At 29.5% G+C, this 25277-nt stretch carries 24 protein-coding genes; 8 read left to right on the top strand and 16 right to left on the bottom strand.

All coding sequences use genetic code 11. From position 1 onward, the window contains the following. Positions 1–287: 287 nt before the first annotated feature. Positions 288–1499 (bottom strand): variable large family protein, encoded by a 1212-nt coding sequence (locus tag CR532_RS05185; protein WP_108729783.1) that lies wholly within the window; start codon positions 1497–1499, stop codon positions 288–290. Positions 1500–1885: 386 nt separating this feature from the next. Next, entirely contained in the window at positions 1886–3472 is a 1587-nt protein-coding gene (locus tag CR532_RS05180; RefSeq protein WP_108729782.1) for a peptide ABC transporter substrate-binding protein, read from the bottom strand. Between the two features lie 937 nt (positions 3473–4409). Between CR532_RS05180 and CR532_RS05175 the strand changes: the two genes are divergently transcribed. Further along, complete coding sequence (locus tag CR532_RS05175) at positions 4410–4922, top strand: oligopeptide permease-like protein (protein WP_108729781.1); 513 nt, start codon at positions 4410–4412, stop codon at positions 4920–4922. Positions 4923–5606: 684 nt separating this feature from the next. On the opposite strand, the gene CR532_RS05170 is transcribed toward CR532_RS05175, so the two are convergent. The 5 genes from CR532_RS05170 to CR532_RS05150 form a co-directional block, all read right to left on the bottom strand. After that, on the bottom strand, positions 5607–6164 hold the full coding sequence (locus tag CR532_RS05170) for a chromosome replication/partitioning protein (protein WP_108729780.1): 558 nt from the start codon (positions 6162–6164) through the stop codon (positions 5607–5609). Beyond that, positions 6161–6979, bottom strand: a complete 819-nt coding sequence (locus CR532_RS05165) for a ParA family protein (RefSeq protein WP_108729779.1) — start codon at positions 6977–6979, stop codon at positions 6161–6163. The genes CR532_RS05170 and CR532_RS05165 overlap by 4 nt, the downstream gene beginning before the upstream one ends. Beyond that, positions 6955–7527: a DUF226 domain-containing protein gene (locus CR532_RS05160; protein ID WP_108729778.1), complete on the bottom strand. Its 573-nt coding sequence runs from the start codon at positions 7525–7527 to the stop codon at positions 6955–6957. The genes CR532_RS05165 and CR532_RS05160 overlap by 25 nt, the downstream gene beginning before the upstream one ends. Positions 7528–7536: 9 nt before the next feature. After that, a complete protein-coding gene (locus CR532_RS05155; protein ID WP_108729777.1) occupies positions 7537–8475 on the bottom strand; it encodes a plasmid maintenance protein in 939 nt (312 codons plus the stop codon). 123 nt (positions 8476–8598) lie between these two features. Then, the gene (locus CR532_RS05150) at positions 8599–9645 is read right to left on the bottom strand and encodes a hypothetical protein (protein WP_108729776.1); all 1047 of its coding nucleotides are present in this window, start codon (positions 9643–9645) and stop codon (positions 8599–8601) included. A 130-nt stretch (positions 9646–9775) separates the two neighbouring features. Between CR532_RS05150 and CR532_RS05145 the strand changes: the two genes are divergently transcribed. Next, a complete protein-coding gene (locus CR532_RS05145; protein ID WP_108729787.1) occupies positions 9776–10408 on the top strand; it encodes a hypothetical protein in 633 nt (210 codons plus the stop codon). Positions 10409–10860: 452 nt separating this feature from the next. Here CR532_RS05145 and CR532_RS05505 read toward each other — a convergent pair whose 3' ends face one another. Next, complete coding sequence (locus CR532_RS05505) at positions 10861–11004, bottom strand: IMP dehydrogenase (protein ID WP_311196365.1); 144 nt, start codon at positions 11002–11004, stop codon at positions 10861–10863. Between the two features lie 338 nt (positions 11005–11342). Continuing rightward, positions 11343–12878 carry a glutamine-hydrolyzing GMP synthase gene (guaA, locus tag CR532_RS05130; protein ID WP_108729775.1) on the bottom strand — a complete coding sequence of 512 codons (1536 nt, stop codon included), beginning with the start codon at positions 12876–12878 and terminating at the stop codon, positions 11343–11345. A 253-nt stretch (positions 12879–13131) separates the two neighbouring features. Here guaA and CR532_RS05125 point away from each other — a divergent pair, with 253 nt between their 5' ends. Together CR532_RS05125 and CR532_RS05120 are read left to right on the top strand one after the other, a co-directional pair. Then, positions 13132–14481 (top strand): protelomerase family protein, encoded by a 1350-nt coding sequence (locus tag CR532_RS05125; protein ID WP_108729786.1) that lies wholly within the window; start codon positions 13132–13134, stop codon positions 14479–14481. 95 nt (positions 14482–14576) lie between these two features. Continuing rightward, a complete protein-coding gene (locus CR532_RS05120; RefSeq protein WP_234416450.1) occupies positions 14577–15014 on the top strand; it encodes a hypothetical protein in 438 nt (145 codons plus the stop codon). Here the strand turns inward: CR532_RS05120 and CR532_RS05115 are convergent. The 4 genes from CR532_RS05115 to CR532_RS05100 form a co-directional block, all read right to left on the bottom strand. Beyond that, complete coding sequence (locus CR532_RS05115; protein WP_108729773.1) at positions 14998–15279, bottom strand: acylphosphatase; 282 nt, start codon at positions 15277–15279, stop codon at positions 14998–15000. The genes CR532_RS05120 and CR532_RS05115 overlap by 17 nt on opposite strands. 81 nt (positions 15280–15360) lie before the next feature. After that, positions 15361–16986, bottom strand: a complete 1626-nt coding sequence (locus tag CR532_RS05110; protein WP_108729772.1) for a PTS transporter subunit EIIC — start codon at positions 16984–16986, stop codon at positions 15361–15363. Between the two features lie 174 nt (positions 16987–17160). Beyond that, a complete protein-coding gene (locus CR532_RS05105; protein ID WP_108729771.1) occupies positions 17161–18798 on the bottom strand; it encodes a PTS transporter subunit EIIC in 1638 nt (545 codons plus the stop codon). Between the two features lie 590 nt (positions 18799–19388). Next, on the bottom strand, positions 19389–20645 hold the full coding sequence (locus CR532_RS05100; RefSeq protein ID WP_108729770.1) for an ankyrin repeat domain-containing protein: 1257 nt from the start codon (positions 20643–20645) through the stop codon (positions 19389–19391). Positions 20646–20738: 93 nt separating this feature from the next. Between CR532_RS05100 and CR532_RS05095 the strand changes: the two genes are divergently transcribed. Further along, the gene (locus CR532_RS05095; RefSeq protein WP_108729785.1) at positions 20739–21302 is read left to right on the top strand and encodes a hypothetical protein; all 564 of its coding nucleotides are present in this window, start codon (positions 20739–20741) and stop codon (positions 21300–21302) included. A gap of 5 nt (positions 21303–21307) precedes the next feature. On the opposite strand, the gene CR532_RS05090 is transcribed toward CR532_RS05095, so the two are convergent. After that, complete coding sequence (locus CR532_RS05090; RefSeq protein WP_108729769.1) at positions 21308–22006, bottom strand: ImmA/IrrE family metallo-endopeptidase; 699 nt, start codon at positions 22004–22006, stop codon at positions 21308–21310. 126 nt (positions 22007–22132) lie between these two features. Here CR532_RS05090 and CR532_RS05085 point away from each other — a divergent pair, with 126 nt between their 5' ends. The 3 genes from CR532_RS05085 to CR532_RS05075 all read left to right on the top strand — a co-directional run bounded on the left by CR532_RS05085 (position 22133) and on the right by CR532_RS05075 (position 23596). Beyond that, positions 22133–22558, top strand: coding sequence for a hypothetical protein (locus tag CR532_RS05085; protein WP_234416449.1), 426 nt, complete (start codon positions 22133–22135; stop codon positions 22556–22558). 112 nt (positions 22559–22670) lie between these two features. Continuing rightward, complete coding sequence (locus tag CR532_RS05080) at positions 22671–23120, top strand: hypothetical protein (protein WP_108729767.1); 450 nt, start codon at positions 22671–22673, stop codon at positions 23118–23120. Between the two features lie 281 nt (positions 23121–23401). Next, a complete protein-coding gene (locus tag CR532_RS05075) occupies positions 23402–23596 on the top strand; it encodes a hypothetical protein (RefSeq protein ID WP_108729766.1) in 195 nt (64 codons plus the stop codon). A 114-nt stretch (positions 23597–23710) separates the two neighbouring features. Here CR532_RS05075 and CR532_RS05070 read toward each other — a convergent pair whose 3' ends face one another. Together CR532_RS05070 and CR532_RS05065 are read right to left on the bottom strand one after the other, a co-directional pair. Beyond that, positions 23711–24409: an OspD family protein gene (locus CR532_RS05070; RefSeq protein WP_159076644.1), complete on the bottom strand. Its 699-nt coding sequence runs from the start codon at positions 24407–24409 to the stop codon at positions 23711–23713. Positions 24410–24533: 124 nt separating this feature from the next. After that, positions 24534–25277: hypothetical protein (locus tag CR532_RS05065; RefSeq protein ID WP_159076643.1), on the bottom strand; the 744-nt coding region annotated here is incomplete at its 5' end.

Below are 25277 nucleotides of genomic sequence, written 5' to 3'. Positions count from 1 at the left end.
TTATCTAATACTAGTAGAAACTATGATATCATAGTTTCTACTAGTATTAGATAAGTACATTTATACATAAAATGTGAAAAGAATAACACGAACTGAATCTACGTCGTTAACAAATCCTTTGCCTCAGTATCAACTATGTTCTTCTGTACTTCTTTGGATCACTTCTCTATCATTAATAATATTATATATCATTTTTAAACTTATCCCATAATAAAAAGAGCCATTGGGGCGTCGCCCCAATGGCTACGCTACGCTATCGGTAGCATCCATTACTATGTCTTCTTTTATTACTTTGTCTTCTTTGTTTTCTCTCCAACAGCAGTCTTATCAGCATCCACCTTAGTTGAATCGTCCTCCTTAGATCCAGCAGCCTTAGCAGCAGCTATGTTCTTCTGTACTTCTTTGGTTTCCTTATCAACAAAGCTCTTGATTGTACTAACTATTTCACCAAGAAACTTCTTAACAGCTTGTGCTGCTACCTCTCCAACTTCCTTCTTAGCACCAATAGCATTGAATTTGCCCTTTTCAGAAAGGGCCCTTAGAGTTACAGCTGCGGCAAATACATCATTATCAATCTCAACATCCTTAGCCTCAGTCATATCAATGGTCTTCTTAGCCTCAACGTCCTTACCAAGCTTAATGCCACCTCCAGCCAAGCTGACTGCGTCAGCACCAGCCACCTTCTCCACCTCAGCCTTCTTAACCTTATCCTTTTCACCATCCTTACCAATCTCAATGCCTTGGGTGCCACCAGTAGCCTCCGCAATGGCTTTCAGTATTCCCTCTCCGGTTGCCTTTCCCACAATGGCCTGTGCTGCGTTAGCTCCATTGGCACTAGTAGCAACATACATAGCCTTAACCTCATCAGCCTTCTTAACCTCAGTAGCATCAGTAATAAAAAGGGCCATTGGGGTATCCGCAAGTCCCTCACCAGCAACTATCTTACTCTTACCATCGCTTCTCTTAGCATCAGGGAATACTAGTTCAACAAAGCTCTTGATTGCACTAGCTATTTCTTTGACCTCGGTGCCATCAGCCTCAATCTTCTTACCAGCCTCCTTATCCTCAACAAGCTCTCCCGTATCTCCAATTGTGCCTCCAACCTTCTTGCTTAGCTCCATCAGTCGCCCAGCTACGGCCTCCACTTTAGCCACAGCTCCAGCCTTAGACTCTGGAGATCCTAAGGTCTTTGCTACTACCGCTTCGATCTCCTTAGCTAACTTCATTAACGCTTCAGCAATGGCAACTACCTGTGTTCCTACAGCTCCTTTGGTAGCCTTAGCATCAATCTTCTTAGTCAAGCCCAAGACCTTAGCCACCTCCTCGCTAAAGGTTATAAGAGCCTTTGAAAAATTATTACCCAAATCCACCAATGAACTTAAGAATTTGCTTTGAGAGTTATCGCTACCACTAACAGCCCCTTCACTCTCGGCATTGTTATTACAACTTATCAATAAAAATAAAGTTATGAATATCGCACTTAATGTATTCTTCTTCATTATTCGTGCCTCCTTTTAACTTACATTAATAGTGCAACATTTTTACTTTTCAAGCTTCTTATAAGGATACTAAAAAATAATTTTATAAAATAAGAATATTACCAACTTCAATATGAATTATGTCTCATAAAATTTCTTATATACATGCATTTCACTAAGCTCTAACTAGAAAATAAAAATTCTTAATATCTTTTAAAAACCATCTTCCTATTATATCCCACAGAATAAAAATCTCCCAGATAAGAAATATTATGAAAATTTAACATTGTAAATGATTACAGACCGTTAGGTTAAACTAAAATTTATACAATAAATTATTATGCAGGTAATTCAAAAACCAAGACATAAAACTTAAACTAACACACACAATAATATTTCAAGTTCAATTATTCAACCGGAATTATTTCCGCTAATGAAAATCTTTCTGAACCATTTGGAAACCAGCCAGCCCATTTACTATTTTTAAAAAGGTAATTACCCACATATGTATAAATTGGTATAACAGGAAAATCATCTTCTACTATAATTGCCTCAGCTCTTCTTAAAATAGCTTGCCGTTTAACAATATCCTTCTCAAGATCAGATTGTTTAACAAGTTCATCATACTTTGAATTTGAGTATCCATAAGAAGATAACTGCGAATTATTAGTTGTAAACATATTCAAAAAATAACGAGGATCAGCATAGCCTACTAAGGAAACATTTTTTGATATGTTATAATTTCCATTCTTTAAATCCTTTATGTAATTAATCCCTTCTTCAATTTCTAAATCAATATCAATATTTAAAGCTTTTTTCCAAGAATTTTGGACAAATTCAGCAACTGTTTGGTGTATTTCGCTCTTATTATATTTTATCTTAATGTTAGGAAATCTTCTTCCATTAGGATATCCAGCCTCAGCCAAAAGCTTCTTTGCCTTCTTAGGGCTATACAAAAACAGCTTTCTACCGTAAGTATAATTTTTATAATTAGAGGCTATTCTTCTAGTAGGTTTAGCGCCATTTTCAAGCACATTATAAACTAAAGTCCGTCTGTTAATAGCTAGAGATAAAGCCTGTCTAACCCTAACATCATCCAAGGGTTTAACTTTAGTATTTAGAGAATAAAAATAAACTGAATGAATATCACTTGAATAATAATCATCCCTGAGTTTAATATCTCTAATTAGTTGAGATGGAATTGCAACAGAATTAAGAATTGCATCTATCTCATCATTTTGATACATATCGTATATATCCATAGCATCCCTTACTGTAACAAAAACAAGTTTATCAAGAACAATCTTTTCTGAATTATAATACATAGGATTTTTTTCAAGCACGACTGCTTCATTGAAAATTTTATCTTTCAGTTTAAAAGGTCCACTGACAACTATATTCTCAGGCTCTGTCCATTTGTTACCATATCTCTCAACAGCATGCACTGGCACTGGAACAAACACTTGATGTACTAACATATCAAGAAAGTAAGGTTTTGGATGCACCAGTGTTATTTCTAAAGTCATATTATCAATTGCTTTAATTCCTAGATCCACCTCCCCTACTAATCCATTAAAGTATTCTTCTGCATTCTTTATTGATGATTTAATCATATCTACATTAGATGCTCCCAAATCTTTATCCAAAACTCTAATATAAGACTTCCTTATCCCTTCTGCGGTAATTGGAACCCCATCACTCCAAACGAGACCCTCTCTTAAGTGAAAAGTATAGACCGTTTCATCTAAAGAGACATCCCAACTTTTAGCAAGACCAGATCTATACCCTCCAGTTCTAGGCTCTCCTTTCAGAATCCCTTCAAATAACTCACTAACTATTTGAACTCCAACATAATCATCACACAAATGAGCATCTAAAGACACAGGTTCTGCCCCCAAGGCCACTTTAAATACTACTGGCTCTTTATTATCCTCACTACAAGAAAGCGTAGCTATAAATATCGCAATCAAAACCACAATAGCTCTTGATCTCATAAATTCTAACCTCCTTTAATTTCCTTATAGTTATATATATTGGAAAAATTTAAAAATTAGTTCTATCAACATAATTAATTGTTATAAAGTTTGAATATACTTTCGACCTGAAATCTGTTTTAACAACTCACATTTCTTTAAAATAACCAAAAATATAAATTTAAAATGCAATGGTTAAAAACAAAATTTATTAATGAATAGAATCAGAAAAACCTGGATATTAATTTTTATCCTGTAAATTATGTAAATAATTATTTATAACAAACTATTAGAAAAATATTAACATAATCTTCAAAAGATAAAATTGATGCATTTCTCCTCATAACAATATTCAAAAATGTTAAAATATACTCTATTACCTACCTCCAGAATTTGCCCTAAAACAATTTCATCTTTGATTGGCAAATTATTTTGTAATGACACCCCTTACTCCAGATTAATATATCTTAAATAAAGAACCTCAATTAACTGACGATATACCACTTTCCAAGACATAAAACAAAACTTTAAATAATCTTACGCCAGCAATTTTATTTAAAATCATTATACAGCATAATTTAACATATTCTTAAATCTACATATCATTAATTACAGAATGATTCAAGTTAGCTGCTAAATTGATCTAAAGGCAAAAAAAATGATAATGTCATACCTTATGACATTTATCTAAACTGAGATATATTCCACTGTTAATATAAAAACTCATTTAATGTAGATACAAAATTTAATACTTCTAAAACTGAACTAACATTATTATCACAAAGTTAAATTAAAGACAATTGCAACTACTTATTAAAGTCTATAGTAACAATTATTATATTGTTTTTTAAACTTATTTAAGTATAATGTTTAAAGATATGATGAAAGATCATTTACAAAAACTAATAAACGATATACCATATCTTAAACACATTATTAAAAATTAAAAGGAGAAAGTGTGTTATTTTCTTTAAAAAATTCAATATTAACAAAAATATTTTTAGTTCTTTTATTGTCAGCGTGTTCTTCCTTAAAAGTCGAACAAGATGAATTTAACAGCAGGCTAAGAGTATATCAATATTTAAACAAAAATTCTGAACTAAAGGGTGTTGTTGACTATAAAAACAACATAACCAGAATATTCTTATACACTAAATTCAGAAATCACAGCATAGTACAACAAACTCCACTAATATTATCGGATGGAAGTAAAATAGAGGGCAAAACAAGTTACGAATACGATCATAACGCTTTATTTGGGAACTGGATTAACTATTCTTCTTTTAGCGTAAGCAGGCTTACACTAGAAAAAATGCTAAGAGAAGAAGAACATATCTATAATAAAGAACATATTAAAATGAAAATTGGTTTGGAAGAGTTGCAAATCAATAAAGCTAAAATTATAGATTTTCTATCAATGGTTGACGCAACTGAAAAACAACATACTCATAAATACAATAAAAAGATTTAAATCTTTTATTCCAGGTCTTATTAACTAGTAGAAAAGTCCATTAAGTTATAGAACACTTACTTATATAAGGCTTTTTCTTAAGTACAAATATTCAAATTAAATCAAACACGTTAACGTAGTAATAAAAGAAACCATAATAAAGAAAAAATTAAACATTCACACAAAATAAGGCTCTTAAAATGCTAAGACATCTATTTAATCTAGTCATCAAGATTGATACACTTTGATACTCAATATCAAAGTGTATCAATCAAAATAAAAACTTAATATAAAACGTGCAAATTAGTACTAAAGAATATTGGTATAAAATGGATTTTTAACAATTCAAATAACATAGAAAGTAAATGATCATATAAGAAACTTCATACTGAATCCCAATACTTAAATATAAAACCAAAATTAGAATATGATTCTTTTTCTACAGCAATTCTCAAAAATAGAATTTATATAAGTAATTCAATTGAAATAAAAATGACAAAGGCTACCTATAGTAGCCTACCTATTATTCTAATCAAACAATGAGAGTGAGACTTTAAATCTCAGTCTACACATTATATTATAAACTATTTTATTTTTTTGTAAAGTCTTTTTCTAAGTTTTTATTATATTTTATAAAAATGAATTACAAAGTTCCAGAGCAAGTGTTTTTTATTAAACTAGCTTTGACACTTAACTAAAATACAGCTAATTTCTCCCTCGTAGTTTATTATATCTGTCTTGCATTTTATGAAAAACCTCTCTTTCGTTCTTGTATATTTCCTTAAGTAAAAAACTAGCAAATTTTATATTAGATTTATAAAAAAGAAAACTCTCTTCATCGTCAAGTTGAAATCTTAGAGGCTTTAAAGAATTTACATTGCTTTTATCAATAATATTACTATTTTCCAATACCCTAATTGCATAATCTACTCCCCTATGTAAGATCATATCATAATCAATCTTACCGCTATCAATTCCTGTTACGAGTTTAATATATCTATACACAGAAGTTTTTGCTATTTTATAACTTTTTATGAAACCCGTGAAACTTTTATACCCATCAAGAGCATAGTATTTACTTTCATTAATCTCCTTCAATATTCTAGCTGTTTCTATTTTATTATAAGATTCCTCTTTGATTAAAATTTTAAGCTTTTCTTTTAATTTCAAATATCTTTCTTCTCTAGTTTGGTTTAGTGTCCTTACTTCGCAAGCGTCTAAATCAACTCTTCTAACTATCTCTATTTTTTTACCCTTACTCATTGTATACCCCCATTTAGATCCGTTCCATTCGGATCTAAGAGTTCCGAATGGAACGGATCCTTAATTTTGCTTAAAAATTTTTCCAGTATTTCTTGATACGCCCTATAATAATCTTCATTTGGATTAAATTTGTCTCTATGAAAAATAGACTTTCGTAGATTATCTCTCTTAGGAACACTTCCTAAAAATTTTCCTTTATATTCATTCTTAATGAATTCTCTTAATTCTTTATCTATACTCTGCCTTTCAATTAAATTGGTTATCAAATAAAATGTTGGTAACTTACTCCTAAATATATCTTTTAATCTGTTAGCTATTAAATCTAAACTCTCAATTGCCCACTGATCGGTTGGTAAAGGTATAATAAGATAGTCTGTAATTATCAAACTATTATTAAGCAAACTACCTAAAGTAGGTGCTGTATCCATAATAATAAAATCATACTTGGATTTTATATAACTTAAGAATATTTTGAGTAGACTTTCTTTTAAAGAAATACTTTCTTCGTTAAATTGACTTAATGTTAAATGACTTGATATAAAATCAATATTTTCACTGACATTTATAATTGAATTTTCAATATCTAATTCTTTTTTTAGAACTCTGTATATGTTTATTTGTTTTATGTCTATATCCTTGTTTTTTATAAGATTGATGTAAAAACTTGTACTACTTGCTTGTGGATCTAGATCAATTAATAATGTTTTGTAATTTTTACTTGAAAGAATGTCACTAAAAACCAACGCTGTTGTACTTTTGCCAACCCCACCTTTAATTGATGCTACGGTTATTATTTTTGGTTTTTTTCTATCCATTTTATAATTCCTTTGTCTTCAACATATTCTTTGCTATAGAATTGGTGAACTTCCCTTTCTAATTTCAGAGTCCTGTTTAACAAAGAATTATAAAACGTTTTACCCTTATTTTTTGCTTTCAACAATGTAGATAGACTTCTTAGGTAACAAAAAACACTTCCTTTCTTAAACCTAAACTCGACATAAAAGCCCTTAGTTATTTTAGTTGTTTTTTTTATTTGATTCTCTTCATAATTTATGATAAATGGTTTTGACAACTTTGTAAATCCATAAAAAATACCTAAAAATTTATCTCCTTGTCTTACATGAAATAAGTGTAAACTTTCATATTTGTTGGGATTGAACACATTCCTAAAACATAACCAAAATTTTCCTTTATTCGGTCTTGCTTCAAAGTTATTTATCATACTGAAAATCTTTGTATGATACATTGTTTTATAGTCTTTATCTTCTATCTTTTTAAAGAATTTTTTACCTTCTTTATCTAATTCTCGCTTTCTAGCCATTAATTTTACTTTTAATTCATATGTTACTTTTTCTTTTTCCATAATTTTTCTCTAATTAGAAATTATTGATTTTATATTCATAATATTCGATATTAACTCGCTCGCTTTCTTTATTTCATTTGGATTGTCTATGTAATTCATCTTTAATCTTTGTACCTGCCTCTGACCTTGGTATATCTTTTGTATCTTTGTTTTGTTTTTGTCTTTAAATTTCCCGATTATCGTGTTGAAGTCTGACTTGATGCTCTTTTTCGACATAAACCATATTTTATTTTTCTTGCATTTGAGTGTGATTTTAAAAAAGTTTATTGCTGCGCGTTCTTCATATTCTTTTAATTCTTCCATAAAATCCTTGATATTCCAGAGCGTATTTTTGTAACTCACCTGGGTTTTTACAATGCTTTTCATTTCATCTAAATCTTTCTTTTTTATTCCTTTGAATTTTTGTAGTATGGACTTCTCTAAATTTTCTTCTCCATTTTTGAAATTTTTTGATACAGAATTCTTATTATAATATTTACTTTTTGTTCTACTTAAAAGGGGTGAAAATATCTGAGGTGAAATTTTAAATTTCTGGTTTTGCTCTTTCAATTTATTTCTTTTAGTAGTATTGCTAAGTGCTTGGTCTATATTTTTCTGCTTTTTCATAAAGTAAGTTTTACTTATTATTTTACTAGCTATTTTTTCAAGTGATTTGTTGATTATATAGTAAGTAAAACTTCCGTTGTTTTTTCCAAGTGGCTTAAACTTGATTTTGAGCAGTCTAAGTTGCTCAAAATTTTTAATATCACTCTGAATAGTTCTTTTTGTTACTTTTTTGAAGCCTTTTTTCTCTAAAATTGAATTTACCATCATCACAACGTTTCTTAAGGAATACCTTTTTTTATTTTTAAAGTAATTGTGTTGTAGCTGTTGAATTGTCCAAAACACCTTTAATCTTCGATCTACTACTTTATTAAATGGCATCTGACTGATTTTTTTTTCGATCATTTTAAACTCCCATCATTTGATTCTTAGCATTTAAAATGCTAAGAACATTTTAAAGGAATGCTGCAAAAAAGTAAAGTCTTTAAATATAAAATATTTTTGTATTCTTGTTTTGTATAATATTTTCTATGCGGTACTTTTATTTTTTGTTTGAAGTGATCTAATTGAATTGTTAATTTCTTTTAAAAAAGTTAAGAGAAGTGGTTTATAGATTTCAAAGATAAAGTCTCTTTTTTCTCCATAGGCTTTTAGTTTGAGTATGTAGTTTTTTTCTATATCTCTTGACATATTAAGTATTTCTTGTGGGTTTAGCATAATGTTGAATGTTTCTTTTATTTCATTATATTTGGTTTTTGTTATTTCTGGATTGTGTATTTTTAGCTTTTTATTGTCGTTATCGTATATCGAATTTAATAGGTAGGATTGATTGGAGTGTAGAGTTATATTTAAAAATAAGATGCTGATGTTTTCATCTGGGTAGTAGTTTGAAATAATAAATACTGTGTAATCTTCTGAAGTGTTATTAGGTTTCTCAAAAAAATGTGGAATTTCCATACTATAGATATGGTATCTATTAAATTCGTCATATTCTTCTCTAAACTTTGTTTTTTCTAGTTCTTTTTTGCGTTTTTCTATACGTTTTTCGAAGAAGTTTTTTGAAATTTCTTTTTCTATATCAAAATCTTTCAAAAACTCTTCAATATACACTTTTTCTATTTTAAGTGTGTGTTCTAGTTGAAAATTATCCTTGAAATTTACAGTAATAGTATTGCCTTGGCTTGTGTCATGTATTTTAATTAGTAATTCTCTTGAGTTTATGGGATAAATTATAAAATTGCTTTTGTTAAACATTGAATTTGCAGTTATTGTTGCATCATATTTTTCATAATCAAATTTTCTTCTATTGATTAAAATGTCTTTAGTGTTAGGGTTTAGGTTTAACCCTTTTTTTTGGATGTGTATAGCAACCTTAAATCTTTCTTCTTCTGTTAAGGGATTGTAGGTTCCTACGATAGAGAGCTTGTTATCATAGTTTCTACTTATAACGGAATCTTCTTGATAGTTTACATCGTCTGATATATAGTTTGTATTGTGGAAATTAAAGTTTGTGTTTGGAATGGATCTACATCCTACAATTGAGAAAAATATTAGAGCATATTTATAGTATTTCATAGTTTCATTCCTTAAATATATTTTATATTATTTTATTATAATATTGTAGAATTCTAGTTTGGAAATATCTACTGTATCTGTTGGATATTTTTTGCAATGAGTTAAAAATTTTATTATATTGAGGGATTTTTTGAAAGGAAATTGCAAATTTTTTTTATCTCTTCTTTTTGTTTTGTACTCTTGCAATTTTGATGGAGCATCAAAATATTTTCTTTCTTTAGAAGAAGCAATAACGTTAGAAATTGCAGGTTATGAATACTTAGGTGGTAATAAGGTTAAAACCCGTGTTCATACTAAGAATTATTTTGATTCCGTTAAGGATATTAATAGTTATTCTTATAATTTTATATTAGATAAAGCTGAAAATAGAGTTGTTATGCAAATAATTTTATGTTCAAAAATAGCGAGTTTATTAGATTATAAATCTGGTTTTATTTTTGACTTTGGCTTTAAGTTGAGTTTTTTAAATGTTAGCTTTGATTCATTTGAGTTTAAAGTTAAAGAAATTTTTAAAAGAGAGGTTGCTTTAAAGTCTCATGTTGATATGGGAGATAATAGATTAGAGTCTGCTTATACTTTGAGTTTGGATCACATAAGAGAGATTAACCATGAGTTTGAAGTTAGAAATCATAGGGATGATATTAATTCAAGCACAAGTGAACTTATGTACTTTATGGGAACTTCAGAGTCTTCTGTTTTAAAAGAATCATATATTGTTTTATATTATTATGTTTTTAAGGCTATTGAGAGATTTATGCAATAATAAAAGGTTTTAGCTACTATTTTTCTGAGCTAAGTCAAATTATGTTTTGTTTTGTGAAAACAGCATGTGTATGAGATTCTTTTAAGGAAGAATGGCTTATTTTGACAAATTGAGAAGCTGTTTTTTAGTTCTAATATTGTTTTTGCCTCCAAGTATCCCATTCTAGACATTAATCCTCTCTTTAATTGACATAAAATGTTTTAGTTCAACAGAATAGTGAACCATGGCTTCAATATCTTCGGAAATCCTCAACTCTTGCTAGGCTCTTTATTTTCAAGTTGGGAGTATCTTAATTTGAAATCTTTAGTCATAGCAGAAATAGATCCCATTCCAATTTAGGATTTAAAATTTTTTCTGTAGCAGATTATTTTTCATAAGGAGATTCATGAGCTCCGACAAAGAGATTTACTATCATTACAATGCCAGTTCCTGCCGCAATTGCTTTAACGGTATCACCTTCCACCATCTGATAGAATGCAAGTATTTGTATTAGCGCAGGCTTGCCAACCATTAAAAGCAGCAGTTATTTGAGGAATTTCAATTCCTGCAACTATTCTTGTTATATATATGCTTACTGATCCTATTCCTATCTTCAAGCAGTCTTCTCCTTGGTTAATTAAATCAGGGGCAAGCTACCTTGGTTACTATGTTACCTACAGTGACGTCTGAGTTTAGATATTTATGTTTAATTTTTATCAGTCCTATTACTCTTGTAGGATGACCGTGGGCATCATTTTGTGTTAATCAATTCTCCGCGCTCTGTAACCATGGCAGCACTTAAAAAGGTATGCTTAAAGGTATATTTTTTGTTAATTTTATTTTTAAATCAACTTCGATAGGAAGTACGGATGATTTTCTAGGGAATTAGAGAGACATCATCAAAAGTTAAAGCCTCTTTTACTACTTTGTTTATCAAATAGTTCTCCTTATTTTGTTATTCCCATTCTATTGTTGCGGGAGGTTTAGAAGAGATGTCATAACAAACTCTGTTAATACCTCTGACTTCGTTAATTATTCGTGAAGAAATTTTTTTTAAGAATTCATAGGGTAATTCAACCCAATTAGCAGTCATAAAGTCTTGTGTATTAACGCACCTAATAACAGCTGTATATTCATATGTTCTATTATCCCCCATTACTCCAACTGATTTTATAGGCAACAGAACTACAAAAGCTTGTCGGATTTCATAATATAAATTGTTTTTTAAAAGTTCCTCTATTAATATGCCGTCGGCTTCTTGTAACATATTAATTTTTGCTTGAGTTATCTTGCCAATTATTCTTATTGCTAATCCTGGCCCCGGGAATGGATGCCTATAAAGTACATCCCTTTCAATTCCAAGTTCAATTCCGAGTGTAATTACTTCGTCTTTAAAAAGCTCCTTTAAAGGTTCTAAAAGCTTTAATCTCATTTTATCTGGGAGTCCTCCCACATTATGATGGGATTTTATATTTGAAAAAGCACTATCCTTTGATTGAGACTCAATTACATCTGAATAAATTGTTCCTTGTGCCAAATATTCTATATTTTTATCCTCTGAGGCAGTTTTTTCAAGGATATTCACAAATATTTTTCCTATTGTTTTTCTTTTCTTTTCAGGATCATCTATGTTTGTAAGTTTATTTATAAAGGTTAGAGAAGCATCAATGTATTTTATATTTAAATTGTATTTTTTATTAAATTCTAATATTTCTTTAACTTCGTTTTTTCGGAGTAAGCCAGTATTGATAAAGACACAAATTAAATTACTTTTTATTGCTTCATTGACAAGTAATGCGCAGATTAAAGAGTCTGTCCCCCCTGAGAATCCCAGAAGTACCTTTTTATTACCTACTTGAAGTTTTATTTTCTCTACAATATTTGCTATTTTATTTTCTGAATACCGATTAATGTGGGCTTTGCAAATTTTGAAAACAAAATTTTTAAGTATTTGGCTTCCAGAGTCTGAGTGAGTTACTTCTGGATGGAATTGTAGTCCATAAATTTTTTGGTTTTCATTGAATATAGAAGCAATACAGTTTTTTGTGTAAGCTATTTGTTTGAAATTGTTAGGAATTTTTTCAATATTGTCTCCGTGATTCATAATTACTTCAAGTTTATTTGGAAGTTCTGAGAATAAGTACGATTGAGTATCTTCTATAAATAGTTCGGTGGTTCCAAATTCTTGTTTTTTGCACTTAGATACAATCCCTCCAAATAATTTAATAATTAGTTGCATTCCATAGCATATGCCTAGGATGGGTATTCCTAGGTTGAAAATTTCAGTGTCCAAAGTAGGCGCTTCTTCTAGATAAACAGAGGCAGGGCCTCCGCTTAAAATTATTCCTACAGGATTTATATTCTTAACTTCTTTTGCCAAAATAGAGTAGGGAATGACGTTTACATAAACACTCATTTCTCTAATTCTTCTTGCAATTAATTGGCTATATTGAGATCCAAAATCTAGTACAATTATCGTATTATTATGCATTATGTAAGTCCTTATAAAAATAAAATTATTAAAGATAATTTTAATAAATGTATTAATTAAGAATAGTGCTTATTGATTATTTTAACTAAAACTGGCAAGGAATTTTATACCTAGGATACTTCAGAGTCTCAAAAATTAAAAAGTAGTGATTTGATAAATATATTGATATTACATTTTATTATTATTATTTGAGAAATTGAGAGTAATTTAAATTGATGTTCTTATGTTTGTTTCTTGTTATAATTTATTTAGTATGCCTTTGAAAGCTAATATAAAAAAAGACCTTGAATCTTTTAGGGAGAGTTTAGAAAAAGTATATATTAAGTATTTAAAGTATGAGATATCGTATTCTAGCTTAAATAAGAATTTGGAAGTTCTTGCTCGCAAACATAAAAACATTCTCTTAAGAAAGGATAAGTTTACCAATCTTTCAATTATATTAAATCTTTCTAAAACTCGTAAGATAATAAAGGAGTATATCAATCTCTCTGTGATTGAGGACATAAGAAAGAAAAATAAACTTTTATTTTTTTGGACTCCTAAAAAAATAAAAGAGATTTCTAATATAGGCATAAAAGATTTGTGTAGGATTGAAGAATTGATGAGAGATAATAATCTTTTGGATAAAAAGGTCTATTTTGAAGCTTTTCTAAAGTTATTTAAAAGTCCTGAATGGTTAAATAGTTATTCACATCATTATAGGGTTTCAAAAATTAATAGCTATAGGAGAGAACTGATATCGGTTAAGATTAACTTAAACACTTATGTCGAGATAATAAATATCTTGTTGACTCAAAGGCGAGATATAAGATTGAAGTTTTATGGGGTATTAATGGCAACAGGACGACGTCCTGTTGAGATAATGAAAGTATCTGAATTTCATGTTGAGGATAAGGAACATATTTTCATGAAACATATTGCAAAAAAGAAGGAAAAGAATTTAATTCATGAAATTGTTTTTCCTACCTTTGCTGATTCTAGATTAATTATTGATTCAATAAAAGAGATAAGATACATGGAGAGAACAGATAAACTTTCAAAAGAAACAATATCTGCAAATCTTGCTTATAGTTATAATAGATTATTTCGCAAGATTTTTGAGGAGATATTTGAACCCGAAGAATCGGTCTATTTTTGCAGAAGACTTTATAGTAGATTTTCTTATCTTGCATTTGCTCCAAAGAATATGGAGTTAAATTTATGGATCACTACTGTTTTAGGACATGAGCAAGATGATATCATAACAGCTTTTCATTATAATCGTTATATATTAGAGAACTTAGATGACAATGCTGATATTGATTTGTTGAAGTTGCTCAAAAAGAGGATATACACATATATCAGGCGTAAAACCACATATTCTGTTATTACTAGAGAAAAATTAGATATGCTTATAGAGAAATGCCATGTTATGGATGATAATTATACAAAAACTCTGCATGTGATTAGAGATTTAATGGTAAATGATAATTTAAGGGAATTGGAAATGATCCGAGGTCTTAATGTGAGAATTCGTAAGAGTTTCAAGCAAACGTATGGATATAATTATAATTATGCAAAGCTTGGTGAGTATTTGGCCATAATATTTGGATATAATGTGTAGAATTATTATAAAAATTAATTTCGCTTGTAAGGCAGAAGCTGTTTCTAATTAAGTTAAGGCTTTTTAAAATAAATTGATATGTAATATATTTATTAATGGACATGAAGACAGGATTTCTTTATTTTTTTAAAAAAGTTTTAAGTGTCGATAATAATAGAATGATTTATATTTCTTATCTTTATGATAGTCTGGTTGTAATTGAACCAATGCAGGAATGGTTAAAGATTCATTTTAAAGATTCTAAGAGGGGTAACAAATATTTCCTTCTTTTTAATAGAAGTAAATTGAATGGTGATTTTATCTCATGTAACTTTTTAAAAACAGACACCAATTATGGACTTGATATTAAATTTTCAGATGGAAACCTTAACATTTTTTGTAAAGACAAAAAGTCTTTAGAGTTTTTAAAGTTTAGGGTTGAGCATTTCTTTAAATCTGCTTCTAACTTTCTTAACTTTTCAAGTAAAGGTAACAATAAAATTGGCAGGATGAAAGTATTACTTAAAGGGAAAAACATTAGTAGTAAGAATTAAAGTTTTTAAAATCAAAAGGATATTTTTCATCTAAAACTTTTTTTTCAATTTTTTCAATCCTTGAACAACCATTGCCTTTTTTTAGGATACTTTCAAATAATTCAACTTGTTCTTTATTTTTAAAAAAAGCAACTATTTCAACTCTCCCATCATCTAAATTCTTAACAAGTCCTTTTATTTTCAGTTTCATTGCTTCATGTTCTGTAAAAAGCCTAAATCCTACACCTTGTACTTTTCCAGAAATAAAATATTGATATTTATACATATACTTATCCTTCTTAATAAAGTAAAAAGAAGAGCTTTTTAAATAACTCTCCTTTTATATGTAATTTGCATTATTGAATACTTATGCGAGTTTGTCTATTTCCATTTTTATATTGTCAGATAGTCCTCCAAATACAATTTGAACAGCGTTGCCTTTTTTCAGCATTCCGCTTGCACCAAGAGCTTTAAAATAGGCATCAGATTTTACCAGTACCATATTATTTACATTAACTCTTAGTCTTGAGGCACATGCATCAAGATATGTGATGTTGCTTTTACCTCCAAGTCCTTCTAGTACTTTTCTAGCAGTTTCTGATATCTCTGTTTTTGTAGAACTTGTTTGTACAAATTCTTCATCTTCAACTTCACGACCCGGTGTTTTTAGATTGAATCTTATAATTACAAATTTAAATATGAAGTAGAATCCTATAAAGTAAAAGATTCCAAGAAAAGGAATCATTATCCAAGTTGTTTTGCTGTTTCCTTGTAGTATCCCAAAGAGGAACATGTCAATGAAGCCTCCAGAGAATGTTAGTCCAACCCCGATATTGAAAAGATGGGCTAAGAGATGAGATAATCCAAATAAAGGCACATATACAAAATAATAAAGTGCAGGAGCTGCGAAAAGGAATGCAAATTCAATAGGTTCTGTTATTCCTGTTAGCATTGATGTAAAGCTAGCTGATAGCAATAGAGAAGCTACATTTTTCTTATTCTCAGTTCTTGAAGTATGATACATAGCAAGAGCGGCTCCAGGTAATCCAAAAATCATTACTATAAATTCACCACTGAAAAATCTTGTTCCTCTCGCAACTTCAAAATGAATGGTATTGGGATCTGCAAGTTGTTTGAAGAATATATTTTGTGCTCCTGAAACTATTTCGCCGTTAATTTCTAATGACCCACCCACAGATGTTTGCCAGAATGGCATATAAAATATGTGGTGAAGTCCAAAGGGTATTAAAGACCTTTTTATTGCTCCATATGCAAATGAACCGAAAAGTCCAGACTGTTCTACAACTCCTCCAAATGAAGTCATGATTCCTTGAACGAATGGCCAAATGAATGTTAGAATTGTTCCTGCTACAAACATTACAATTGTGGCTATAATTGGAACAAATCTTGTTCCTCCAAAGAATGCTAGAAATGTAGGTAGTTGGATATTATGGAATCTGTTATGAAGAAATACTGCAATAAATCCTGCGACCATTCCTCCCATTACACTCATTTGAAGAGAAAAAATACCAAGTACACTTGTGTATTCTTGACTTTTTGAAATTGCTTCTACCTCAGTCATCCCGAGGTTTTTGATTAGCTCACCTACCTTTACAGTATCAGCATTAATGCCTTGGATGAATAATACTCCGTTTATGGTTTGATGCATAACTAGGAATCCTACAACTCCAGCAAGAGCTGCCGTTCCTTTTTCAACCTTTGCAAGTCCAATTGGAATTGCAGCGGCAAACATTAAAGGCAGGTTTGCAAAAATTACTTCTCCTGTATATTTCATTAGGTGCAATATTGAACTTACTACAGTACCTTGTCCGAGTATTCCCTCAAGTCCATAAGCTTGAATCATTGTTGTGTTTGTAAATGCACCACCAATTCCTAATAAAATTCCAGCTGCTGGTAGAAGAGCTATTGGTAGCATAAAAGCTTTTCCAACCTTTTGTAATGTTGTAAATATAGATCCTGACGATGTTGACATAACATTTCCCCCTATTAGTCATTATCATTAAGGTTTAATATAATTAAGATTTTTAATTATATTAAACTAGTTAATATTAACAATATTAATCAATCTTGTGAATAATCTTGTTTTTAAATTGATTTATAAGGCAATAAGCAATGCCAATTTAAAAAGAATTGACATTGCTAAGATTTATAGTCCTTTGATAATTTTTTCTATTTCTGTATTAACATTGTCTGATACAACACCAAATATAATTTGTAAGCCTTCGTTTTGTCTGACAACCCCCTTAGCACCAAGTTCTTTAAAGTAAGCATTATCTTTAACAAGATTCATATCATATACTTCAACTCTGAATTTTGTAATACATGCGCTGTGGTATTTAATGTTAGTACTTCCGCCAAGTCCTTCGATAGTTTTTGTTGCAATTTCTCTTAAGTTTTCAAGTATTTCTTTTGCACTTGTCTTTGTAGCAGTTATTCCATCATCTTCTCTTCCTGGAGTTTTGAAGTCAAATTTGACTATTGCCCATTTAAAGACGAAGAAGTATATGAAAAAGTAAGGTATTCCGACATAGATTATGTTTATCCAACTTGTTCTTTCATTTCCTTGTAGTATCCCATAAAGGAAGTAATCAATAAATCCATCTGCGAATGTTACTCCGACTCCAACATTTAGAAGATGCATAAATACAAATCCCATACCATACATGAAAACATTAAATCCAAAGAATAAAATAGGAGCTGCGAAAAGGAATGTAAATTCAATTGGTTCTGTTATCCCTGTTAAGAATGATGTAAATGCTACAGAACCAAGAAAAGCTGCCATTTCTTTTTTTCGTTCAGATCTTGCTACCCACCACATAGCAAGAGCAGCTCCAGGTAATCCAAAGGCATGTCCTGGCCATTTTCCAACCCAAAATCTTGTTCCTTTTGTAACTTCAAAGTGTCCTGAAAAATTAGGATCTGCAAGTTGTGCGAAAAATATTTTTTGTGCCCCTGAAACCATTTCGCCATTAATTTCCATAGTTCCTCCAAGAGGTGTTTGCCAGAAGGGCATGTAGAATATATGATGAAGACCCGTTGGAACTAATGCTCTCTCTATTGCTCCGAAAAGAAATGAACCAAAATATCCAGATTTTTCTACGAGCTCACCAAGCATAGCAATTGCACTTTGGATAGGAGGCCAAATAAATATAAGGATTATTCCAACAATTAGCATTATTGCAGTTGTGATGATTGGAACAAATCTTGTTCCTCCAAAGAATGCTAAGAATTGAGGTAGTTTGATGTCATAATATTTATTGTGAAGATATGCAGCAATAAATCCTGAGACCATACCTCCAAGTACTCCTATCTGCAGAGTATGCATTCCAAGTACATGTGTATATTCAAATGATTTTGCAACAGCTTGTGCTTCTGTTAATCCTGTTTTCATTAATGATTCAACAGTAACTGTTGCAGCCGTGATTCCTTGTATTGCAAGCGTGCTACTTATAGATTTATGCATAACTAGGAATCCAATTCCACCAGCAAGACCAGCAGCTCCTTTTTCTACATTGGCAAGACCAATGGCGATTCCTAATGAGAATATTAAAGCTAAATTTGCAAAGACCACATCACCAGTGTCTCTCATTACTGATAAAATAATATTTAGGAGGGTTCCTTGCCCCAAAGTATTTTCAAGCCCATAAGCTTGAATCATTGTTGTGTTGGTAAATGCTCCACCAATCCCTAGCAAAAGACCAGCAGCTGGCATAATAGCGATCGGAAGCATGAAGGCCTTACCAATTTTTTGCAAAACAGCAAATTTATTTGTAGTAGTAATCATAATAAAATCTCCTTTGATCACTCTTAAATTAAACTTATGATATATTAAATATTTTCATTCATGCATTTGATAATTAAAGCATTTAATTATTATTGTTTTAAGTATAGCATTAATGTTAGCTTTTGTGAACTGCTATTTTCATAGCTTAGGATATGAAAATAGATTCTTGTACATTCAATGATATTTTAAAAAAGCCAGAGTCATCTGCTAGAGGATCTGCAGGTTTTCTTTAGACTAGCCAGCTTTATTTCTTATTTTTATATATAATTCCTTTTGGTAAATAATGCATTTATCTTTGTATTTATTGGGATTAGCCTTTTAAGCTTTGTTTTACTACTTTTTTCGTAGAGGTATGTTTAAATAACAATTTGTTATTATGTATAAATCCTGAACGTTCAAGTACTGAACAGAAAGTGTATCATAATAAATGATTATGATACACTTTCTGTGATATGAACTTTTAGTGATCATATCCTTAGGTTGTTTGATGTTATCTAGATAAAAAATATTCCACCCAAATTATATGGAATGTAGGTGAGGATTAATTTGTTATTTTAAGTTAAAAGCAACGAGTATCTCTACCATGATTGTTAATAGTATCTATTTGAGATGTTTTCCAAGTATTTATAGATTTCGCTTTCCTTGGGGGCATAATCTAATGGGGACTTGTTATAAGAATCTTTTATTTTTGGATTTGCTCCCTTTTTTATAAGAGACTGAATAAGCTGTATGTCGTATCCGTTAATGATAGCATTATGAAGGACAGTTTTAGATTCTTGATCGACTAGAGTGATATCAAAATTTTGTGATAGTATATAATCTATTGTATTTTTTGATTTTGATTTTACGGCGTAAATAAAGATGGGGTTTCCATCAGAAAATATTGTATTTAGTGAAAAATTATTTTGATTTTGTGCTAAAAAGGCTTTAACTTCAGTTAGGTTATCATTTTTGACTAATTGCTGTAGTTTGAGTTTTTCTTCGATGTATGATTTATACTCGTTTTTAATTTTGATACTCTTTAAGAAATTATCTTTATTTTCTTTTAGATCTATATAATAAGGTATAATATCAATATTGTTTTTGTAATAGTCAATAGGGATTTGGGCATTACTTGAATCCATGTAATAAATACTTAATATTTCTGTGAAATAATTAGTATCTTCTTGAATTAAATCGAATTTAACCTCATAATTTTGATATTTCTTGAATGGAATTAGATTATAGCTATCGTCATAAAAGAGCAAATCTGTGATTTGTCCCTTTACATCTTTGATAATGGGAATGATATTCCCATCCTTATCAACGCCTATATCTGATATTTTGTTGTTTAAGATAGGTAATTTGTATTGGTTATAAATTGGGAGAACCTCTTCCTCTAATTTTTCAATTCTGTCTTGAATCTCTGTATTTTTTGATCTAATATACTTGTAATATATTGTTGCGATATCAGTTGATGGTTTGTTTATATTTTTTGCATATTTTTCAAAACTAGCATTAAATACTGAGTACATTGGTCTTGATTTTGACATTAATTCCATTTTGATTGGTTCTTTTAACGTTAGGATATATTTTTGTAAAAATGTTCCGTTTATTTTGTGTAATTCAAAGAAATTTTTTTCAAAATCTTTAAAATCTTCTAATAATTGTTTGTCTGAGAAATAATAGGATAAATTGGAGCTGAACATGAAAAGGATAAAGAGGGTTAGGTAATATAAAAAGTTAAACTTTTTCATCTTTCTCTTGATTTTGGCTCTTAAATTTTTATTAAAGATAGTGAAGGATGTAATTCCTATAATAATATATCCAAGATACATAAAGATTTTGTTTAATGCATAATAGCTCATTTGAATTCCTTTAATTCAATTTTTTATATTATAGCAAAACTGATATATTTTATTTACTTTACTTTTGTAACAAATTATTATTATATAAATTATATGCGGGTATTTTTAAATTTTGTTTATGTATTTTTCATATTTTTATTTTTTTTAAGTTGTTCTACTGTATCTACAGATGAGTTTGTAAAAGATGATTTAGATTTATTAGTTTTGAAAACTTCAATGATATACCCTGAACTTAAGATTTCAGATTCTGAAATAAATAATTACAAAAATTTAAGTTGCTATCATGATCATAATTTTGATATTCTAAAAGGAGATCAAGAGGATCCAATTTATATTTCTGAATCGAGCTATAATAATAATATTGAGTATGTTAAAGAGCTTTATTTGTATAATAAGAGATTGTATAAACTTATTTTAGCATATAGTACAGTACAAGGCTCATCTTTTAAATTTGAAATTTTCAAATATTTGCATAAGCATGACATTAAAGAGAAATTTCCCTTAAGAATAAGATTTCCTATTGATAAAGAACTCGTAAATGGTAGTCCTTGGGTTGTTATTGGAAAGAATTATTTTGATATTCTTATTCAGGATAAGGGTGCTTTAATTGTTGCTAATCAGAGAATGGAGAATATAATTAGAAAATTTTCTAAGTGATATTTTTATTCTAAGTCTTCAAAAATTTTTTTTATTGCGTCCTTTCTTCTCATTTCTCTTCTTTCTAGGTCTATGGCTATTGATTCCTTGATTTTATCTGTATTTTGAAGTATAAGGTCTTTATTTAGCTTTTTATCTATTTGCTTAACTTTTAATATCTTTTTTGTATTTTTTTCTTTCTCAAATTTATGAATGTCATTAAGCATACTTAGTTTGAAGTGTATTATATTTTCGGTTACTTGAAAATCTTTTGCCATCACTTTTTGAGGATGTTTGATTGATTTGTATTGAGGTACTTTCAGTTTTAAAGTAGTAGTTGGGATTAATAGATTTGTTGCAAATATATTGGCTTCCGTTGTCATATTGTTGTCTTGGATATTAATTATATCTATATCTGTCCTCTTTGAGGAATTAAAAATTTGATATTTGTGCATTAAATAATGGCCCAATTGTTTTGCTATTGTAAATCTTTTATTACTTAGAGTCATTGCTTCATTTATGTAGATAGCCTTTTTATTTGGTTTGATATAGCCAGAAAAATTTTTGTATTTATCTTCGAATGCAATTTCAAATACCTTAAGCCCTTCTCCTATGACAATCTTGATTATTGGAACTGGAATGAGCAATACAGTATATTTTGAAATTATGTAATCAGAATAAACATAAGGGGTTTTAATATAGGAACTAAAATTATTAGAGTTCATTGAATATTAATATTCTCCTTTTCATATTATATAATATAATATGAATATGAGATATAGTTTTTTCTTATTTGTTTTGTTTTTTTTTCGTGTAAAACTTTAGGTGTTGATGAGTTTCTTGATGCAAAATTGAAAAAGATTGAAAGAGCTGATTACTTTCTTTATTTTTATCCAGATAGCCAAATCTATATCAAGAGGGATAAATCGACTAATGATTTTTCTGTATTTTTAAATGTTATTTTGGATTCAAAGTTAAATTTTAATGATAGTTATTTGAAGTTAATTAAAGATGATAGCTACATTGGAGATATTTATATTTCTAAAGTGGTTAGTATTGGTAATTTTAAGTTCTTGTATATTAATATTGATAGGAAAAATTCTGACCTTATTTTAAAAGCTTTAAATCCTGATGAGAAATTATCTTTTGTTTTAAATGACACTTCTTATCAAGTGTGGACTAGGAGAACTCTTGAATATGATGCTAAATTTATTGATGTTGATTTTAAGAGTACGAGAGATACTCTTAAATATGCTCTTGAGACTAATATTTTATAGCAAGATATATTATTGTTTGAGCATTCATAGTAATATTTATTTTAGGATTATTAGTTAGATATAAAGATGATTTATCATCTTTATAATGTTATTAAGTTAATGTGTTTTATTAATGATAAAATTTTCTAAGCGGTATATTGGGTTTTTATTTTTTATTTCGTTTATGTTTTCCTGTTCAACACTTTATTTGGAAAATATTGAATGGTTAAATAAGGATTCAAAATATATTAGATTTATTTTCAATAAAAATAAAGTATCTTTAAGGCATTATTTTACTATTTCTGGTAAGTTAAATTTAAGATATAAAGAACCATTGTTCTTGAAATTTGGAAATGACATAGTGGCTGCATTTTTGCTTGAACGTTACAAAAAAATTGGTAATGAGTATATTCAAACTTTTTTTAGTGTGGGCAAAGATATTTCCTTAAAGATATATTTAGAGGCTGTTAAGGCTAGGAAATTTTTTATCATAAATAGCTCTGGGGTAATTCTTAAAACGATTGTATTTTCGAAGTTACCTGATATTGAGGATACTGTGTTTCAAAATAATCAGATTATTTGAGATATTCATTTTTTTGTATTTTTATTTTTATAGATTATAACTTATTGATTATAGTGTTAGTAAATAGTTCATTTATATTGTGGTGTAAAATTCAACGAAGATGTGTATTCTTGATAGCTGGAATATTATTAAGTTTTTATTTCTTGAAGATTATTGTTGATAATAACTTTGTTTATGGTTTTGAATTTTTGTTAATTTTAGTTCCAAATAATTAGAAATGTGTTCAAGGTATTATTTTTGCTTTGAGTATAAAATAAAATCTATTGAAAGAGAAACGATTTGTGAATGTAAGTAATGAAGCATTACTCTATGTACTTATGAGATTATTTATTGATGCTCTCTTAATATCAAGCTTTAGCTTTAATATTTTTATTGAAGGTGTTATTTTTATTTTGCTGGCTTCATCAGGGGTAGAGAGGGAGTTTATAAAGTTTTTCCTACTCCTGATGAAGTACACGCTGTTTCTGTTGAGGTAGAGTTATTTATTGCTTTAAATGTAAGTGTGGTATTTCTTTTTGAAAAGATAAAAGATAAAAGAAATAAGAAATCCCTTCTTACTTCTTTTATCTTTTATCTTTTATTTTGAATGTTTAAGTGTTTAGTGCAGTCATAACTTCAGTTGCTACTTCCATTGCGTTTTTAGATATTTTTGCTGTTAATTCCGCTACTTCTTTTATGTCTGCTAGTGCTACATTATGTGCAAGTTCTGCTTTTATTTTGTCTAATGCCACTATTGCTGCTAATTCTGCATCCTTTATATGTTGTTGGGCTTTTAGTGCAAATTCCCAAGCTTTTTTTGTAGCTTCTTTGGCTTGCTTTATATCATCAGAATCATCAGGACCATCAGATTCTTCTGTTGGATCCTCAGATGTTTGATCAGATAAATCGTTTTGCGCTTTAAATGCTTTGTCTATGTTCTGCTTTTCTTTTTTAACTGTGTCAGATACTACGCTAGCAGCAGTAGCCGCTACTGCTGCTATGTCTTTAGCATTTTTTAACGCTTGTAGATCTATTCCTGACATTTTAGCTAAAGCGTGTGTATTTTCCGATGCAGTTTTTAAATGGGTTACAGCATATAAGATTAAGTCTGCTGAGCTTACAAATACTGCTCCCATTTCATTTTCCATTGCTGCGTTTACATTATCGGTTGTTGATCTATCTGTTTTTAGAGTATTTTCTAGTTGTTGTAAGGATTGAGTTAAATTACTTAATATTTCTTTTTTGCTTGTTGGAAGCGTTGTTTGACTATCTTGATCACAAGAGATTACTAGTGCTAGAAGGGAACTCAATAGTAAAGGTTTTGTTAATTTTTCATTTTATACTCCTACAATTTAATATTGTTATAATAATTTATTAATATTAAAAATTAATAAATATTAAGCAATAATGAATGTAAAGATCATTTATCTCGTTTTATAAGTCTTCTGGATTTCTGTGTTCTGCTGTAGGATGTAAATTTAACATAAATCGCCCCTGCTGCGATTCTTTAACCTTAATTTTCTCTTTAATAAGAACAATATTTCGGTTTAGTACCTCAAGCAATTTCTTGTAGCGCGATTTACTTAAGTGAGAGAACTTGTCTTTAAGAGCATCAAATTGAAACAAGTCCATAATCACGATTTTGGATTTACTAAGCAGAATTTGTTCTAGTAGATATGTAAGTATTTCAGCATTCTCGTAAATGGTGTCTTTATTCTTAAATTCCAGTGCTGCGGTAAGTCTTGTAACCTCAGCAGGAATGATTGTGTTTTTGATAGTCTCTTGAGTATGAAATTGTGTTTTTCCTATCCCCTTTAGCTTAATCTCGCTTTTCTTGTTAAACCCCGTGAAGTGATCAAAAAAATCTTTAATCATTGCACCCTTAGAGACAACATTGTATCCCCTGTTTACTAGTACCTGCCTGAATTCATACTTGAGCTCCTTGATGTTAAATAGCTTGCCATTGCTACTAAAAGAATCGATTGCTATGATCATGCATTCCTTGAAAAGGTCAAATGCACGTGCACGCATTATTTTATGTTGGTTACTGATTCTGAGGTTTAAAGAAGACTTGTGTAGCCAAGCAAGCATTTTTTTACTTATCTCAAGCTTTCTGTTTTGTCTGATGTAGTTAATCTTGACCTTAATGTTTGCAATGGTAGGGGAGTTAGTAAGCTT

The organism is Candidatus Borreliella tachyglossi (assembly GCF_003076595.1).
GTDB classification, from domain to species: Bacteria; Spirochaetota; Spirochaetia; order Borreliales; family Borreliaceae; genus Borrelia; species Borrelia tachyglossi.
Note: the sequence above shows the minus strand (reverse complement) of the source record. Positions and strands in the feature narration are given on the sequence as shown.

Excerpts from the sequence above, each read along its gene's own strand:
- CR532_RS05185 (WP_108729783.1), bottom strand. The coding sequence starts at position 1,499 with ATGAAGAAGAATACATTAAGTGCGATATTCATAACTTTATTTTTATTG.
- CR532_RS05180 (WP_108729782.1), bottom strand. The coding sequence starts at position 3,472 with ATGAGATCAAGAGCTATTGTGGTTTTGATTGCGATATTTATAGCTACG.
- CR532_RS05170 (WP_108729780.1), bottom strand. The coding sequence starts at position 6,164 with ATGAGTAAGGGTAAAAAAATAGAGATAGTTAGAAGAGTTGATTTAGAC.
- CR532_RS05165 (WP_108729779.1), bottom strand. The coding sequence starts at position 6,979 with ATGGATAGAAAAAAACCAAAAATAATAACCGTAGCATCAATTAAAGGT.
- CR532_RS05160 (WP_108729778.1), bottom strand. The coding sequence starts at position 7,527 with ATGGAAAAAGAAAAAGTAACATATGAATTAAAAGTAAAATTAATGGCT.
- CR532_RS05155 (WP_108729777.1), bottom strand. The coding sequence starts at position 8,475 with ATGATCGAAAAAAAAATCAGTCAGATGCCATTTAATAAAGTAGTAGAT.
- CR532_RS05150 (WP_108729776.1), bottom strand. The coding sequence starts at position 9,645 with ATGAAATACTATAAATATGCTCTAATATTTTTCTCAATTGTAGGATGT.
- guaA (WP_108729775.1), bottom strand. The coding sequence starts at position 12,878 with ATGCATAATAATACGATAATTGTACTAGATTTTGGATCTCAATATAGC.
- CR532_RS05125 (WP_108729786.1), top strand. The coding sequence starts at position 13,132 with ATGCCTTTGAAAGCTAATATAAAAAAAGACCTTGAATCTTTTAGGGAG.
- CR532_RS05120 (WP_234416450.1), top strand. The coding sequence starts at position 14,577 with ATGGACATGAAGACAGGATTTCTTTATTTTTTTAAAAAAGTTTTAAGT.
- CR532_RS05115 (WP_108729773.1), bottom strand. The coding sequence starts at position 15,279 with ATGTATAAATATCAATATTTTATTTCTGGAAAAGTACAAGGTGTAGGA.
- CR532_RS05110 (WP_108729772.1), bottom strand. The coding sequence starts at position 16,986 with ATGTCAACATCGTCAGGATCTATATTTACAACATTACAAAAGGTTGGA.
- CR532_RS05105 (WP_108729771.1), bottom strand. The coding sequence starts at position 18,798 with ATGATTACTACTACAAATAAATTTGCTGTTTTGCAAAAAATTGGTAAG.
- CR532_RS05100 (WP_108729770.1), bottom strand. The coding sequence starts at position 20,645 with ATGAGCTATTATGCATTAAACAAAATCTTTATGTATCTTGGATATATT.
- CR532_RS05095 (WP_108729785.1), top strand. The coding sequence starts at position 20,739 with ATGCGGGTATTTTTAAATTTTGTTTATGTATTTTTCATATTTTTATTT.
- CR532_RS05090 (WP_108729769.1), bottom strand. The coding sequence starts at position 22,006 with ATGAACTCTAATAATTTTAGTTCCTATATTAAAACCCCTTATGTTTAT.
- CR532_RS05080 (WP_108729767.1), top strand. The coding sequence starts at position 22,671 with ATGATAAAATTTTCTAAGCGGTATATTGGGTTTTTATTTTTTATTTCG.